Annotated in this window: 12 protein-coding genes; 5 read left to right on the top strand and 7 right to left on the bottom strand. The window is 42.3% G+C overall.

Annotated features, from left to right (window positions below; all coding sequences use genetic code 11):
- Window position 1: 1 nt before the first annotated feature.
- The gene (locus FAZ19_RS06340; protein WP_136819887.1) at window positions 2-643 is read right to left on the bottom strand and encodes an ABC transporter ATP-binding protein; all 642 of its coding nucleotides are present in this window, start codon (window positions 641-643) and stop codon (window positions 2-4) included.
- 213 nt (window positions 644-856) lie between these two features.
- Between FAZ19_RS06340 and FAZ19_RS06345 the strand changes: the two genes are divergently transcribed.
- On the top strand, window positions 857-2,083 hold the full coding sequence (locus FAZ19_RS06345) for a hypothetical protein (RefSeq protein ID WP_211245443.1): 1,227 nt from the start codon (window positions 857-859) through the stop codon (window positions 2,081-2,083).
- An 83-nt stretch (window positions 2,084-2,166) separates the two neighbouring features.
- Window positions 2,167-4,989 (top strand): TonB-dependent receptor, encoded by a 2,823-nt coding sequence (locus tag FAZ19_RS06350; protein ID WP_136819888.1) that lies wholly within the window; start codon window positions 2,167-2,169, stop codon window positions 4,987-4,989.
- Between the two features lie 134 nt (window positions 4,990-5,123).
- Here the strand turns inward: FAZ19_RS06350 and FAZ19_RS06355 are convergent, their stop codons facing one another.
- The 3 genes from FAZ19_RS06355 to FAZ19_RS23800 form a co-directional block, all read right to left on the bottom strand.
- Window positions 5,124-6,326 (bottom strand): hypothetical protein, encoded by a 1,203-nt coding sequence (locus tag FAZ19_RS06355; protein ID WP_136819889.1) that lies wholly within the window; start codon window positions 6,324-6,326, stop codon window positions 5,124-5,126.
- Window positions 6,327-7,215: 889 nt separating this feature from the next.
- On the bottom strand, window positions 7,216-7,491 hold the full coding sequence (locus FAZ19_RS06360) for a hypothetical protein (protein WP_136819890.1): 276 nt from the start codon (window positions 7,489-7,491) through the stop codon (window positions 7,216-7,218).
- A gap of 815 nt (window positions 7,492-8,306) precedes the next feature.
- On the bottom strand, window positions 8,307-8,891 hold the full coding sequence (locus tag FAZ19_RS23800) for a hypothetical protein (protein WP_169305580.1): 585 nt from the start codon (window positions 8,889-8,891) through the stop codon (window positions 8,307-8,309).
- Between the two features lie 24 nt (window positions 8,892-8,915).
- On the opposite strand from FAZ19_RS23800, the gene FAZ19_RS06365 reads away from it, so the two are divergent.
- The 3 genes from FAZ19_RS06365 to FAZ19_RS06375 are packed head-to-tail and all read left to right on the top strand — an operon-like array spanning window position 8,916 to window position 15,375.
- Window positions 8,916-10,757, top strand: a complete 1,842-nt coding sequence (locus tag FAZ19_RS06365; protein ID WP_169305581.1) for a TlpA family protein disulfide reductase — start codon at window positions 8,916-8,918, stop codon at window positions 10,755-10,757.
- A 9-nt stretch (window positions 10,758-10,766) separates the two neighbouring features.
- Window positions 10,767-13,997, top strand: coding sequence for a SusC/RagA family TonB-linked outer membrane protein (locus FAZ19_RS06370; protein WP_136819892.1), 3,231 nt, complete (start codon window positions 10,767-10,769; stop codon window positions 13,995-13,997).
- A 4-nt stretch (window positions 13,998-14,001) separates the two neighbouring features.
- Entirely contained in the window at window positions 14,002-15,375 is a 1,374-nt protein-coding gene (locus FAZ19_RS06375) for a RagB/SusD family nutrient uptake outer membrane protein (RefSeq protein ID WP_136819893.1), read from the top strand.
- 53 nt (window positions 15,376-15,428) lie between these two features.
- Here the strand turns inward: FAZ19_RS06375 and FAZ19_RS06380 are convergent, their stop codons facing one another.
- The 3 genes from FAZ19_RS06380 to FAZ19_RS06390 all read right to left on the bottom strand — a co-directional run bounded on the left by FAZ19_RS06380 (window position 15,429) and on the right by FAZ19_RS06390 (window position 16,692).
- Window positions 15,429-15,827 (bottom strand): hypothetical protein, encoded by a 399-nt coding sequence (locus FAZ19_RS06380; RefSeq protein ID WP_136819894.1) that lies wholly within the window; start codon window positions 15,825-15,827, stop codon window positions 15,429-15,431.
- A 145-nt stretch (window positions 15,828-15,972) separates the two neighbouring features.
- A complete protein-coding gene (locus FAZ19_RS06385; RefSeq protein WP_136819895.1) occupies window positions 15,973-16,215 on the bottom strand; it encodes a hypothetical protein in 243 nt (80 codons plus the stop codon).
- Between the two features lie 213 nt (window positions 16,216-16,428).
- The gene (locus FAZ19_RS06390; RefSeq protein WP_169305582.1) at window positions 16,429-16,692 is read right to left on the bottom strand and encodes a helix-turn-helix domain-containing protein; all 264 of its coding nucleotides are present in this window, start codon (window positions 16,690-16,692) and stop codon (window positions 16,429-16,431) included.
- Window positions 16,693-17,183: the final 491 nt, after the last annotated feature.

Consider the following 17,183-nt stretch of genomic DNA (forward strand, 5'->3'; position numbering starts at 1 on the left):
ATTATAACTGATACGTATTTGAAAAATGATCCTTAATGCGTTTATCGTGGGTAGCGATCAATAAGGTGGCGTTGTAATCTTGGGCCGTTTCCAATAGAAGGTCTAGCACATGTGTCGTGTTTTTATCGTCTAAGGCTGCCGTAGGCTCATCGGCAAGTAGCAAGCGGGGTCTATTGATGATTGCTCGTGCTATAGCCGCCCGTTGGAGCTGGCCTCTACTGAGTTCGTTGGGATACGCATCCGCTTTATCGTCGAGCTGGAGCTTTGTTAATACCTCCCGGATCCTATTTTTATCCACATCTTTTTTTGCGAGAGATTGCGCCAACTGGATATTTTCACTAACAGTAAGGTTTTTCAGCAAATGTGCCTCTTGAAATATAAAGCCCAAGTTTTCTGCCCGAAAGGCGTCTAGCTTGGATTCGGACAATTTATACAGATTTTGGCTACCGATATGCACATCACCCGATGTAGGTTTAGATAATCCACCAAGGAGGTGTAATAGTGTTGTTTTTCCGGTTCCGGAATCGCCCAATAGAAGGGTGTGTTCCCCTATACTAATATGTATGTTATTGAAAATTAATTCCAGATTGCTGGTAGGGTACGTGAATTTTAAGTCCTTAGCTGTTAGAATAGTTTCGTTCATGTCACTTAAGCAAGATTACGCATGCAAATTAATCATTATGATTTGATTGTAGGAATCAAATCTACGTTGACTTTGTGAATTAACGAAATTGATACAGGACGCCATTCGGTTGTTAACATTAAATTAACCTATTGCTAATGTTTTAATAATCGTTTGTTAACACAGTATTAATAATATACCCGAATCTTTGTAATGTTAAACATAACGATTTAAATGATGAAAAAATTTTTATTCTCCGTATTTGCGATTGCCTCGCTTGGGTTTGCTACCAGCTGTTCTGATGATGATAACGGCGGGCCTGATGAAACCCCACAGGGCACAGAAGTGAAAAAAAGTGGTTTTATTACTGCTAACGAAACATGGGATTCCGATAATGTATACATCTTAGATGGAAAAGTGGTCGTGTCCGAAGGCGCTACGCTTACAATAGAAGCCGGAACAATAATCAAAGGTGCTGAAGGAAGGGAAGCGAATGCGTCAGCGTTAGTTGTTGATCAGGGAGGTAAGCTTATGGCAAATGGTACTGCTGACAAGCCTATTATTTTTACATCGGTTTTAGATAATATTAAGCATGGTGAGAAAGCTGGAACAAACTTGACGGTTGAAGATATGGGTCTTTGGGGCGGTATTATCGTTTTAGGAAGAGCGCCTATTTCTGTTTCAGGTGATTTAGAAACGAAACAAATAGAAGGCATTCCTGCGAATGAGTCCTACGGTCAGTACGGTGGTACAAACGTTGCCGACAACTCTGGGTCATTGAAATACATCTCTATTAGACACGGCGGTATATTAATTGGTCAAGATAACGAAATTAATGGATTGACGTTGGGCGGTGTTGGAACAGGAACTGTTATTGAAAACATTGAGGTAGTTGCCAACCAAGATGATGGAATAGAATGGTTTGGTGGTTCTGTAAATGCAACCAATCTTTTGGTTTGGGCATGTGGAGACGATGGTTTGGATACAGATATGTCATATTCTGGAACTGCTAAAAATGCATTGATTATTCAGGGAAATGAGTCTGGTTCGGCTTTGGAATTGGACGGGCCAGAAGGTTCAGCAGCTACCGAAAATGGATTTACGTTACAGGATATTACGATTAATGGTAATAATAAACTTACTTTGATCGCTGATTTGCGAGATGGTCTAATAGCTAACTTAAACAATGTTTTTGTCTATAATATTGCAGCTGGATCATCTGTGAAGGTAAATGGAGAAGAATCGTTGAAGGAATTAGCTGCTGATCGCATTAAATTCTCAAAATGGGAGATTGTTGTACCTGGGACTACAACCCTTACTGAGTTGATCACTGGTGCTGGAGTCAATGCACCGAAGTTTGTGACCAATGCTGCAGTACTTACATCAGCTTCTCAAGCTACAGTAGGAGCTAATGTTTCCGTATTTGGTTGGACATATGCAAAATCTAAAAGCGCGTTTTAATTAAAGAATGCGACTCGTTGATGTCCATCTTCGTGAGAAGATGGACATTTTATATAAAAACAATAATCAATATTCAATTGAAAATGCAAAAATATTTAGTCTCTTTTTTGGTGTCGATCTTGTGCGGAACTGCCTTGTTTGGACAAACTGGTAAGATTACAGGAAAGATCAAAGATGAATCAAATAACTCGCCACTAGCAAACGCAAGTATAGTTTCCTCGTTGCAGAAGGTGTCTGCTAGTTCCGACTTTGAGGGAGATTACAGTTTAGAGCTACCAGAGGGGAGTTATTCCATTGTTGTTCGCTACGTAGGTTACGAAGCAAAAGAGATAAAAGATATCGCTGTGCGAAGCGGCAAAGTTACCGAATTGGATATTACACTGTTGCCGGAATCCGATGTATTGGATGAGGTGGTCGTTTCGGTATCGGCTAGAAAGAATACGGAAGCCTCTATTCTTAATATGCAGAAAAGTGCAGGTGTACTCATGGATGGATTATCGGCGCAAAGCATAAAGCGATCCGGTGCTTCTGATATTGCTTCCGCGATCCGCACTGTGCCGGGGGTATCGGTGCAAGAAGGTAAATTTATTTATGTTAGGGGGTTGGGAGATCGATATACAAAATCAATTCTGAATGGAGTAGATATTCCAGGATTAGATCCAGATAAAAATACCATACAGATGGATATCTTTCCAACAAGTATTTTGGAGAATATTGTTGTTACCAAGTCTGCGTCAGCTGAGCTACCGGCCGATTTTACGGGTGGCGTAGTCGATATTGTTACCAAGGACTTTCCTTCAAGAAAGCAGGTCGGTATCAATTTTTCCTTAGGAGCAAATCCGGCAATGAATTTTAATAGCGATTACTTGACTTACAGCGGGGGGAAGACAGATTTTTTAGGATTTGACGATGGAACACGCAAGTTGCCGATTTCACCAAATGCAACTATTCCTTTACCAGCTTCGTCCGATAATAATTCGCTCGAAGGTATTACCAGATCATTTGACCCCATATTGGGTGCGAATACAAAAACGAGTCTGCCAAATTTTTCTTTGGGATTTAATTTTGGTAATCAATATCAGTTAGGTGATAATAAGTTAGGGGTTATCGCGTCCATAGATTACAGAAATACCACGGAGTATTATAAAGACTTTCGTAACGGTATTTACCAAAAGCCAGAAGAGCGTACCGATTACGAAATTTTAGTCGATCGTAGACAAAGAGGTAGTCTAGGACTTAATAACGTACTCGGTTCTGCATTGTTAGGATTGAATTACAAAACAGATCGTGCAAAATATACTTTGAACGTTTTACATGTCCAAAATGGCGAATCGAGAGCGGCAATCTTTGATCAAGAGACAAGAATATCAAATGATATTAATGTCGTTCGGAACAACCTGGAGTATACACAACGTTCCATTAGCAATATTTTAGTAAGCGGTAAGCACAGTAATGCGGATGCAAGCTTTTTAACCGAATGGAAGCTGTCTCCTACTTTTTCAAAGGTCAATGATAAAGACTTGCGTCTCACCAGTTTCAAGAGGGAGCCGGATGGAACATTTACGATAAACTCTGATAGCGGGTTTCCTACCCGTTTGTGGCGTAATCTAGACGAAATAAATGCGGTTAACAAGGTTGATTTTACTAAAAAGCACACACTTTTTGATAACAGTGCATTTTTGAAATTCGGCGCTTTATATAGTTACAAACAGCGTGATTACAGTATAAATAACTATGATATCGGAACTCGTGGTGTAGAAACACGCGATCTTCAAGGAGATCCTAATAATATTTTAAAAGATGAAAATGTCTGGACACCTGAAACTAATTTAGGTTATTTTATACGAGGTGATTTTCAAGCTCAGAATACCTTTGATGCAGCTCAACATACAGCAGCGGCGTATGTGTCGTCGGAATTCAAGCCTATTGAAAAATTGAGAACAATTGTTGGTTTGCGTGTCGAGAAATTTATGACTTATTTTACTGGTCAAAATAATAGCGGTACCGAGGTATATGATAACGAGAAAACAATTGATAAGTTGGATCTATTTCCGTCGCTTAACTTGATTTACGGATTAAATGCTCAAAACAATATACGTCTTTCATATTCCAGAACTACTGCCCGCCCATCCTTTAAAGAGCTTTCCATTGTACAAATTCCTGATTTATTGACTGGAGTCAACTTTTTAGGTAATATCGATTTGGAGCCTGCCTATATCAACAATTTTGATTTGCGCTATGAGATGTATGGGGATCGTGCCCAGATGTTTGCCGTAAGCGCGTTCTATAAGCAATTTAAAAATCCAATTGAGATTGTCGCTTATTCTTCAGCAGCGCCTAATGATTTTACACCTAGAAATACTTCCGAAGCACAGGTGTATGGTGTAGAATTTGAAGTTAGAAAGAATTTTGAATTTGTGCATGAGGGATTGAAAGACCTGAGTTTGAATGCCAATGTTTCTTTAGTTCATTCAGTCATAGAGATGAGTAAGGTAGTAGGAGGCGAATATGAATCTAGACAAGCTTTTGCAAGAACCGACGAAGAGATCGAGGATACGCGTTCACTGCAAGGACAATCACCGTATCTAATTAATGCGGGGTTAAGTTATAACAATACTGAAAATGGTTTAGAAGCTGGGGTATTTTATAATGTTCAAGGAAAGACGTTGGATGTCGTCGGATTTGGAAAAAACCCGGATGTATATGTACAGCCATTTAACAGTCTAAACTTTAATTTCAGCAAACGAGTTGGCGCAAGCAAACACGGTTCGATCAGTGTTAAAGCAGAGAATATACTCGGGGCAGAACGGAAAAGTTTATATGAGTCGTATAAAGCCAACACACAAGAGTTTTTATTTAGAGCTCCCGGTCGTACTTTTTCTATAGGGTATAGCTATAATTTTTAATAGACTAATACAAGGACAAAGCTTCCCTACGAAATATTTTCGTAGGGAAGCTTTATATTTTAATATAACAAAACCAGCGTGCCAGCAATTGACTTGAGAATAATGTTCTCGAAAACTAGAAGTTAATACATATGTCAATGCGGGGTATAATGGTAAACCACATCGTATTGTTCTTGTTTGTGCTTTTCCGATATTTCACCCAGTTTCAAGTTTGTGGCTTGAGGAGTGGGCTCGCATACCGAATAATAATGTCCTTCGTATAGAATACGCTCTCCTATTGGACGGTCAAACTGTACAGCAATTGTAAGGTGTGTCGGAAACCGCAATGCAATCATAGGCAGATTATAGATCTCCTTGACGAGATAAAAAAAGAGCGCCGCCCGGTCATCGCAATCACTAGCCTTATTCATTAAAGTTTGCTCAGGAGAAAGCCGTTTTTCTTTACCAAAAATCAGTCGATCATCTTCATATAAAAAGGCATATCGTGTGAAACGCATAAGATATTCCACGCCTTTTTCTTGAGACAGGCCTTGTACGTACTGGCGAAGTACCGGTATTAAGGATTTGTAGGTCTCTTCGCTTAGGGGTATATTAAAATAAGTGCCGAAATCAACAATCGGATAGTTTGCAAATATATCATTCACCTCTTGGTTCACTTTCACGTTAAAATGATATCCTTTTCCTTTATATTTAAAAGAGATCGCTTTTTCGACATATTTCTCGGATTTAAATTCTGGTAATCGTGTTACTTTGTAACAAAAGCCTTTGTACACTTCAGGTATTGAAATATCGACCAGCGAATACGGTTGATGTATATTAAAAAGCTTACCATAGTCGTGGTAATTGAGACAAATATAGGTGCCCTTGTCTATAGTAAAATAAGGCAGCTCAGCGATATCCTCGTCACTTCGGATATAAAGTATAATCTGATCATCACGAATAGCAATGCGAGAATCATAACCGGATTTGCTCATCAAAAACCATTTGTATAGGGTATAACGTGCGTAATTTTCGGACTTCGCGCTCAAATGTTGGGCAACCTTTCGTACCAACTGATAATATAGCCAGTCATTCAATTGGTGTTCAGTTTGATAGGTAAGAAGGGCGTTGACCACCTTCTGGTAGCTCCCCGTATTCATTTTCGTATAAAATTGTCGTATCGAACTCGCTGATAGCGTATCCGAGAACGGTATGTCTATACTGCTGTCTGCTTCAAATTGGAGGTTTCCAGTGTAAAACTCAATACTCCGTACCTGTCCTGCACCTATCAATGGAAGAAAGACGATGCTCCATGCAGCTGTCAGGATACAGCCAATATATGTGGTCAACGCTTTCATTTTTTACCATTTAAGATGCTATTGTTTATAGATGAAACAAATAAAACTGGAATTTGATTTGATTTTTTATAATATTATGTTTGCGAACATCAGTACATCGATGATGTAACAGATTCTTGTTGTTCATTCCTTAACCCAAATATAACATAAATATAAATTTATATTTTGATAATAATTGGGTAACTGTTGGATAATATCATATTTATTATTTTGTATATTGAAATTGTGCAAACGGCATTAGAGTATTTAAAGATGAATTTAAGTAGGTGCCAAGCAAAATTAAGAAATAGTATTTTATAGTTATTCCTATAAAATATATAAAGAAAATTAATCAATAAATGTAACAATATAAAGAAAAGTAACCTATTCTACTTAAATGTCTTGATTGTGTTGACAGCGATCGCATGTAATAAAAACGATCAGATCGATGATAGTAATGGCAATGGTGAAAAGGTAGAGGCTGTTTTCGAGGAGTCAAATCATAACAATGTTAGATTTAATGAGAATAAGTTGACTTTGAAGGTGCCAGTAGTTGCTGATAAAAGTTTGAGAGATCACACTTTTCTGGTGTTTATTAAAAAGGATAACATTTGACTGGAGCTTTTTTAAGGATTAATTTCTAAATTTAGATGTCACAAAGTACAATCAAGGGGAAAGACACCACGAGTGTTCGGTGAACGGTTATGGCAGTAGAGTTGACAGATATTAAATAAACAGCCGTTCGGTTATCCCGAGCGGCTGTTTATTATTTCGTAAATAGGATCGTTTGCTTATATAACTTGAAATAGCTGTTGTTTTGATGTACTATTTACAAAGTTAGCACTAGCCGTAGCTTTAAAACATCGTTCTAGAATGTGCTCGTTGGGTTATATAAAGACAAGCGCACATATTATAAATGTTTCGTTTGCTTTTTGATAAGTTCGTATATCAAATCAGCATCTAAATTACATAAATTTGCCATTTTAAAAATGTGGCGAAAAGTGAACTTATCAGGGTGTTGTAATTTATCCAAATACGAGTTGTAATTAAGTCCCAAAGCTTTTGCCATATTAGTAGGAGCTTGGCTTTCCAATAGCCTCATGGACTTTATTATGCCTGATTCAAATAGAGATTTGATTGACAGGAAATCAGAATCGATGTCCTTGGATTTTTTCTTCTTCTCCATAAATTGTAAATTTTTATGGAGTAAATATTTGTTTTTATATACGATAAGATCTTAAATATTTACTAATCGTAAATATAAATTTTGTTTTTGTAATTTTATTTGTATTTTTGATGAGTAATCAATAGATAATGAATATGATTAGATAACTTTGATGCACCTTAATCGGAATAAATAGGTGCTCACTTAACAATTGCCTCAGAAACAGCCGAACGAACGTAGGAAATTTGTTGGAAGCTAATAGAGGGCAAGTGAGCGTCTGGTAAGATATCCTGTGGTTTATCTTCAGGTACCAGACCTTCTTGTGATTAGCTTCTGAAACTTAGGCTTTGCCTAGATTTCCCCGGCTCCTACCCGGGATCGTTTGGCGTTGCAAGATAGGTTTGGGCCCCTCGGGGTTGGTACCTGCTTATACGGGGCTTTGTAAAAAACAAAGCCATTATGAAAAGAAAAAAACAACTGTATAAAAACATCATCGCCGCGCCGGAGTAACTCGCGCGCAAAACGCCAATTTGGCCATCCGTTAATGCGAGAAATCAAACCGTGTAACCTGATTATGAATACCGCTCAAACCGCATTCGGATTTTTTACAAACTATTTTTTTAACTGTAAAGGAACTTCTAGGAGTTAGGTGATAGGCGTCTAAGCCGAGCTGCTCTTTATAAACCTTTACACTAACCATTAAAAGAATGCGAAAATTACGCAAAGGGGAGAGGTATGTCCTATTCCCAAAGACAAATGACAACATATTAGAAGGACGAGAATCCTTTAATATTAAAGAAGTCCCGAATACTCGCTGGTTAAAAGAGAGCTTGGTATCAAAATTGAACGGGAAAAAGGAACTGGAACGCAAACACAAACTCGGTATTTGCAAACCTAAATACGCCGCTAGCAATTGCATTAGCCGCACTTACAATCCTAAAAGCGGCATACGCAAACACGAGTGCGGCATTTACGAACCTAAATACGGCGTTAGTAATTGCGTTAGCCGCACTTACAATCCCAAAAGCGGTGTTAGCAAACACGAGTGCGGCATTTGCGAACACGTTAGCCGCATTCGCAATTGCGTTAGCCGCACTCGCAATCCCAAAAGCGGCATACGCAGACACAAGTGCGGCATTTTCAAACCTAAATACGCCGTTAGCAATTGCATTAGCCGCACTTACAATCCCAAAAGCGGCACAAGAAAACACGAGTGCGGCATTTGCAAACCTAAATACGACGTTAGCAATTGCATTAGCCGCACTTGCAAACGCATTAGCCGCATATGCAGTTGGAACAGCGTGATTAGCAATCGCAAAAGCGGCACATGGGTTTTCAAAAACGTGGCTTGCAAACCAAAGTGCCGCAAAAGCAAACACAAACACGGCATTCGTGAACACGTTAGCGGCATTCGTGAACACGTTAGCAGCATTCGCAATTGCGAGTTGCGTAAAAGCAAACGTGAGCCGCGCATACGCAACCGCGAAAATGCCATATTATCTGTTGGACCTGCTCTGTCCGTTTCCCAGTCAACTTCGTCCTTTCTTCGCCCCATTTCCTACATCTCTTGGAGCCGGCTTCGATTGGACTTCGGTCGTGCCACGTTCCTGGCCGAAGCGGGCCTGAAGCCGGAAGGTTGCCAGCAGCTGAAAATGCAGAAAACAAGTAAAAGAAGGGGAGAAGAAAGGCAAAAGAAAGTCAGAACTACGAGCGAAAAAAATACGGTTTACCTATGGTCGACATACCAAAAAGCTACTGTTAGTATACGGGTTACTTACCAAAAGTATACCCTAGACTTACTAAAGACTTACCAGAGACTTACTAAAAAGCTACCAACCCGATACCGGGAAGTCGGTAACAAGCTAGTGGCTCTGTACCGGAATGCCTCTGATAATTTACATGCATTTGGTAGCTTAACGGTAGCCTCATTGCGACGCAGCGGAATGTTATTAAGCGAGGGATCAGCAGTCTGCTGTGTGTTTATATTGTGTTTCGTTGTGTTGTTTAGTGATGCCCAGGCGCAGTTCGCTGGAGAGCGGGCTGCCGAAGGGCTAAACAAGATCAAGCCTTTGGAAATAGGGGATAGGGTGCCCGAAGAGCTTTGGGAAATGCCTCTCCAAGTGAGCGATGCAGACGGCATAAGGGACAACAGAACGCTAAATGATTATCGGGGAAAGTTGATTATCCTTGATTTTTGGGCGACCTGGTGTAAAAGCTGCATTGAGGGGTTCCCTAAGCTGGACAAGCTGAAAGCCGCCTTCGGTGAGGACATACAGTTCCTATTGGTCAATAGCGCACAGACCAAAGATACCAACGATGGCGTCCTAAAGTTTTTCGAACGGTATAAAGCAAATTTTGGGTATGTACCTAGCCATCCTTTATTGATCGGCGATACAATCTTTCAGCAATTATTTCCGCATGATGCGATCCCACACTTCGTATGGATCGATCCCTCTGGCAAGCTGAAAGCGGTGACACATCCCAATGAAGTCAATGTCGCAAACATCCGAAATGTAATAAACGGCAGAGCGGGGAAAATCCATCAGAAAACGAAAATCCGGACACTCGCGGATGGACCAAAATTGTTTGTAGACACCACCGATGTATTCGCTGCTTCTGCACTGAAACCTTACGTCGAAGGTCTTCGACAGGATGCAGGTAGCATATCCGTCCTAGATAACCACACGCTATATCAGGTAACAAACAACCAGTTGAATTATCTCTGCGCATTAGCTTTCAGTGAAGAATTGCGAGATGTGGAGCTCACATTACAGGTATTTGATGATGCATTCGATCCTATACTAAAACAGAAGTTACTTAATCCGCTTCCCTATGATATGTACTGCTTTCAGGTAGCAAAACGATCCATGTTGACAGCAACTGAGGGGGAACAATTTCTCCGTGCCTATCTCCAGCATATACTCAATCTGACGGTGGAGCGAAAGGTCGAAGAGCGAGAAGTTTATGTCGTAGAAGCGGACGAACATATCGCAGCCATAAAGACGAAGGGAAGCATCAAAGAAATACAGCGGGATCCCGCTCTTGGACGCCAGTACATCAAAAACGTGTCACTCGAATCCCAGATTAATGATATGAGACGACATGTTTCGCTTCCGATAGTTGTCAAATACATACCCCGGATGAACGTGGATCTATACTTTCCTGAAAATTGGGGAGCGATGCCCGAAGAGGCTGTTATAGCCTTTTATGCAGACAAGGGTTTAATTCTGACAAAAGAAAAGAGAACGGTCGAGCTGGCCGTCTTCCGTAAATTTTACAATAACTAGCGCTACGGTATGAAAAAGACAATATTGGTACTACTGCTATGTAGCATGGCAGCTGTACAAAATCTATATGCGCAACGCACCAACGCGCAGTCTGCCGTTCGCGGGATCGTGATATCCGCGGTTACCGATCGACCCGTTGCCGGCGTGCGGGTATCGGCCAGGTGCAGTGGGCAGCTAGGCATCACAGACCTAAAGGGGCAGTTCCGGTTGCTGGTCGATCAGCCCGGCGATACGCTGGTATTTAACCATATCGGTCATGAACCGACTTCTATGCCAACAACATCTGCCATGGTCAATGATGCGATCGAAGTTGTACTGATGGAAAAAGTAAATACGATCGAAGAAGTAGCGATCAATACCGGCTACCAGTCGCTCCGGGCCAACGAAGTCACGGGCGCGGTGCAGGTACTTGGCAATAAGGCGCTAAATCAGCAGGTGGGGATCAATATCCTTGAGCGGATCAACAATATCGCAACAGCTGTACGCTTTGACAATCAGGCTATAAATAATACGGATCTGCAGAAAACCAATGTTTCCGTACGCGGTCTGAGTACAATAAATGGGTACCTTGATCCACTGATCGTTTTGGATGGATTTATTTACGAGGGCAATATTTCGAATATTGATCCCAACACAATCGATAACATCAGCATCTTAAAGGATGCTGCGGCAGCTTCGATCTGGGGAGCCCGTGCAGGTAACGGCGTGATCGTGATCACCTCCAAAAAAGGAAAAGCCGGGGAGAAACCGAGTGTCTCTTTTAACAGTACGGTATCGCTCAGACAAATCCCTGATCTGTACGCGCTCTACCAGCCGGAGAACGCAGATTATATCGCTGTGGAAGAGATGCTCTTCAAATCGGGGTATTATGACCGGCAGATCACGCGGACACCCCACCTTGCACTGACACCGGCGACGGAAATCCTCTATCAGCGTCGGCAGAACCTGATATCTTCTGCAGATTCGCTCGCCGCCATGCATCAGCTCATCGCGCAGGATGGCAGGGCGGCATACGCCGACGAATTTTTCAGAAGGCCGCTCGTGCAGCAGTATGCTGCAAATATCACTGGAAACAGCAGCTTGAATGCTTACAACTTTGGGTTTGGTTACACCAGTGACAGAAATGAAAATGCGGCAGGTATGAATAAGATCAATGTGCTGATGGGCAATTCGTTCCGGCCGTTTGCAAATTTTCGCCTCGATCTGAACGTCATGTTTACGAATCAAAAGGGATACTCGGGCATGCCCAGTTATTCTTCTTTTAGTTATGCCGGCAAGCAGGTGCCATACCTTCGTTTCCGGGACGAAAACCAAAATGGATTGCCCTTTTATACGGCCTATAGGGAAGCTTTTCTGGATTCGTACATGACCGGAAAGCTTCTCGACTGGAGCTATTATCCGTTGGAGGATTATAAACAGTCGACCACGGGGACGAATCTAACCGACTTTTATCCTACGGTCAATCTATCGTACAAAATCCTGCCCTTTCTGGATATCAATGTTGGCGGGCAATATCAGTATCAGAAGAATGTGTCGCTAAAGACCGATGAAGCCGAGAGTTATGCAGCACGTTTCCTGGTCAACCAGTTTACGAGTGTAAACCCTACAACCGGGGCCGTGGTCCACCAGGTTCCGGTCGGCGGGGTGAGAAGCAATACAGGTAGCGAAGTCTCTTCGTATACCCTGCGCTCTCAGGTAAATTTGGATAAGAAGTGGAACAGCCACCATCTGATCGGGATTTTTGGAAGTGAGATCAGAGAAAATGCAAATAAAGGAGAGTCCTTTACGGTTTATGGATATTCCGCACTACCATTACAGACCGTACCGGTAGACTATACGACGGTACATCCGACGATACCGGGTAATGGAGCTGCGCGTATTACGGGTGACCCACGGTATTCGCAGACCCAGAACCGCTTCGTGTCGATGTACAGTAACTTAAGCTATCTCTACCAAAAGAGATATGGGGTTTCGCTAAGTTTAAGGCGGGACGGCGCCAATATTTTCGGTGCACAGACGAACGACCAATGGAACCCCTTCTGGTCTATGGGTATGCTTTGGAACATATCGGAAGAAAAATTTATACCAAAAGAGATTTTCTCGATGCTGAAATTTCGAAGCACTTACGGCAGGAGCGGAAACGTTGATTTGCGGAAAACGCCGCTGCCCATCGCGAATGTTACCAGTGGGATGTACACCAATTTCCCTGCCCTGGTTGTAGGAACCCTCAACGACCCCACCCTAAGATGGGAGAAAGTTGCTACAACCAATTTTGGACTTGATTTCGCATTAGCAAATAACCGTATCAGCGGAAATGTCGACTATTATATTAAAAATGGCACGGATCTCTATGGTATGGACCTTTACGACTATACGGTTTGGGGAGTACAGCAAACGATCACAAAAAACACGGCATCGATGCTGGGTACAGGGTTTGATATAATGCTGAACTCGAATAATTTGTTGGGAGAATTTTCTTGGCAGACCGCTGTGCTGTTCAGTCAGAACAGGAACAAGACGACCGCATACTACAATGCAACATCGAGCGGCAGCACTTCATTTCTCACTGACGGAAATATAATCACACCGATAGTTGGCAAGCCACTTAATGCCCTCGCCGCATACAGATGGGCCGGGCTAAATGATCTAGGTAATCCGATGGGGTATCTAGATGGCGAACCGAGCGTCGACTATAACGGGATACGCCGGCAGGCTGCGGAGGAAGGTGCTAGCGACGAGGGTATCATTTATTACGGTTCGGCCAAACCACAGATCTTTGGATCTATTATAAATACGTTCCAGTACAATCAGGTCACGCTCTCGGTCAATTTTAGTTTTAAAGGAGATTATTACTTTAGGAAACCAACAACCTCGTATACAAATCTGTTTTCCCGTGGCATAGCATATCCCGATTTTGAAGACAGATGGCTAAAGCCCGGCGACGAGGGGCACACAGCTGTTCCCTCATTGGTATATCCAAGCGCGAGCAATCGCGATAATTTTTATGCGAATTCGGAGATCAACGTTTTACGTGGCGACCATATCCGACTGGAATACATTAATCTATCCTATTCCCCGATGCTTAATTTTATGCGCAATACGCGATCCATTCAGCTATATGCGAACATGAGCAACCTAGGCATCATATGGCGTAAAAATGGAAATAAAATAGACCCGGAATTCCCATACCGTATGGGGCCTCAACGGGTTATTGCATTTGGTATCAAAGCTAATCTATAATATTATGAAAAAACAGCTTTTACACACAGTCATTGCCACGATGTTGGCATTATCCGTAGGTATGTTCCAATCCTGCGACAAATATCTCGATGTGCAGTCCAACAGTGGCCTGCAGGTGCCGAATACACTCGAAAGTTTCCAGAAATTGTTGGACGCTTCCTATTTTGTAAACGTGAATATGTGTTCCAATGGGGAGGTGTCGGCGGATGACTATTTCCTGAAGGAGACATCGTATGACATGATCAGTGAGGATGCACGGGATATCTATTTATGGCGTAACGAGAACTATGTCTACAACAACGATTGGGCGAAAGCTTATATTCCGGTATATACGACCAATCTGATTTTGGATGGTCTAAAAGATGTTGGCAGAACTTCTGATAACGGGCTGTTGTGGGATCAGGTGTACGGATCGGCACTTTACGTCAGAGCCAGTCAGTTCCTGAGTCTGGTATGGGTGTTCGGGAAGGCCTATACAGAAGCGACCGCTGCTACTGATCTCGGCATCGTCATACGTGAGACATCGGATCCGAATGTACCATCGGAGCGTGCTACAATCGGGCAAACATACGATGTTATCCTCAAGGATCTCAAGGCGGCTGGCGAACATCTTCCAACTAGCGCTGCGCACGTCATGCGCCCGTCGAAGGCTGCGGCGTATGGTTCGCTGGCGAGGGCCTATCTTTCGATGGGTCAGTTTGATTCCGCATACCACTACGCGGACAAAGCGCTGGACATCAACAGTCGACTATTGGATTTCAATGGCAGCGCTGAAATCAACCCTACGGCTGCATTCCCCTTCTCCCGGTTTAATGCGGAAACGATCTATTATGTGCAGCTTGCAAACACCTATCCACATCTGAATCCGTTTTATGGACTGATCGACAGTGCGCTTTACGATTCGTATGAGGACGGCGATTTACGCAAAACGCTATATTTTAACAGGGGAATTGATGGGTACGTCAGTTTCAAGGGGAGCTATAGCAATACAACAGATCTTTTTGCAGGTATCACAACAGGTGAACTTTATCTTGTCCGTGCCGAATGCAGCGCACGTCTGGGCGACACCGAAGGTGCTTTAGCTGATCTAAATAATTTACTGGTCACAAGGTGGTGTACCGGTACGTATGTTCCCTATGTAGTAGATAGCAAAGAAGCAGTCATCGATGTTATCTTGCAGGAAAGGAGGAAAGAATTGTTGATGCGCGGTTTACGATGGATAGATATCAAAAGGCTGAATCTGATGGCGCCGGAAATTACCATGATCCGAAAGATGAAAGGACAGATTTATACACTAGAACCTAATGACCTGCGCTACGCGTTGCCTCTTCCGCAAGATATCATCACGATAACGGGAATACCGCAGAATGAAAGGTAAAAGAACAAAACAGCCCCCGGAGATGGGGGCTGTAATGGCAATTGAAGAACAATCTAGTTCCTGTTTTGCGAATTCAGAGGTGTGGAACTCGAACCTCCGGTTTTGGTCGGCACGTAGTTGCCGGACGTTGTTTCCTGCGCTCCAAGTTGAAACGCTGTGGGATTCAATTCCCTTTCGCTTGGATCTGCCGGATTTGGAATCAGATCACTATCCTCTACGATCATCGCGCAAGCATTATTTGTTCCTGTATTACAAGGTTGCCCGTTCGGCTGATCCGTCCAGAACGACTCATCCTGTACTTCACTGGGATCTGTTGAATCCCCATGAAAGTAAATTGTTACGGGTGCTAATAATGTTTTTGTTCCTCGATCAACCATTTTAAAAGCTGAGAATCCGAGTATTGTAACTACCGCTGCGATAGCTAAAAATTGTGTTTTGATGAATTTATTCATCTTATGGTCTTTTTTATAATAGCAAAAAAAGGTTGCCTCAAAAAACTTTATGTCAAGTTTGATCTCTCTTCGATCTTTAGCGGGGTGGAGTGATCATTAAGCCCCGGATATACTTTTTACGGGGTATATCAGCACGTATCATAATTTATTCCCATACCGGCCTGCCCGGGAACAGCGCAAACTTTCTTGGAAACCTTTTATGAACGACTAAAACAATATGGTAGACCGGTATCGAGACGAACAATAGGAAGGTGCAAAACAGCTTGATGGATTTTTTATAGCGTACGTCTTTTAGTCCCCACAATTTATCCAGTGCAACGTACAGCCAAAAGATCATCAGACAAATCTGCAGGCTGTAAAGAATTATATGTCTTTTTCTTGTTTTCATTTTTGCTATATCTTTTTTTCTAGATACGGTTACTTAATTAGTACCGATTGTCTAAAACAAAGGTATAGCACAGCTTATAAGCAGAACCGACAGATTCCGATTTCTTGACACGACAGGTTTTAGGTAATTAAAGAGGATCTTGTGCCAGCACGTAGTCGTATTTCGTTTAGTAAGATCGCTTCAGTCATGCTTCCCTCAAGGTGACGTCGTTTTTTATTCGTTTCTTTCCAGCAATTGACGTAAGTATTCACTAGGACGCATCTCGGCGTGCTTTTTAAAAAATCGGGAGAATGCATCAAGACAGCTGTAATTGAGGGAGTAAGCAGTTTGGGTAGCGGTCTGACCTTCGCGGAGATATTCTTTTGCTTTTTCCACTAATAGTTCTTCTCGTAGGTCGCTTAAGGTCGTTCCAAAATAGCGCTTGTGAGACCGGCTTATGGTATCCGAATCGAGCTTTAAATGCCCAACTTTTTGCAAAGAGAGTTCGATCAGTTGGATCAGCTTAGCGTAGATAAAAGCTTCGTTATTGAGCTGCTTTTGTGCTTTACCCCTAGTTGTTGTCCTTTTTGGAGCGTAACTTTATTTATGATGCCCCGAATTGGCCTCTATGAGACTAGTGGATTAACCCGGAGGGGGCACAGTTGGCCATTTTTGATCCATCAAGTGTGAAGGAGGCATACACAAGTATGACGGAGGATGGGGGAAGTTTGAATCTTATGGCATCAGGTTTCGATCGGGCATTAACCGGATGAAAACTTGATGGGGAAAGTTTGGTTTTTGGTGCATCCTCTTCGAAACTTGATGCATGAAGTTTGCAACTTTTGCACGCATGTCTGAAACTTGGTTCATCAAGTTTCAGTTTGGACGCAGCCGGGCTGAATCTTTATGCATCAAGTTTGAAACTCTTGCGGCCCTCATCTAAACTTGATGCACCAAGTTGTTGTCTTGGTGCATCAAGATTGACACCG

This window comes from Sphingobacterium alkalisoli, from assembly GCF_005049105.1.
Taxonomy (GTDB): domain Bacteria; phylum Bacteroidota; class Bacteroidia; order Sphingobacteriales; family Sphingobacteriaceae; genus Sphingobacterium; species Sphingobacterium alkalisoli.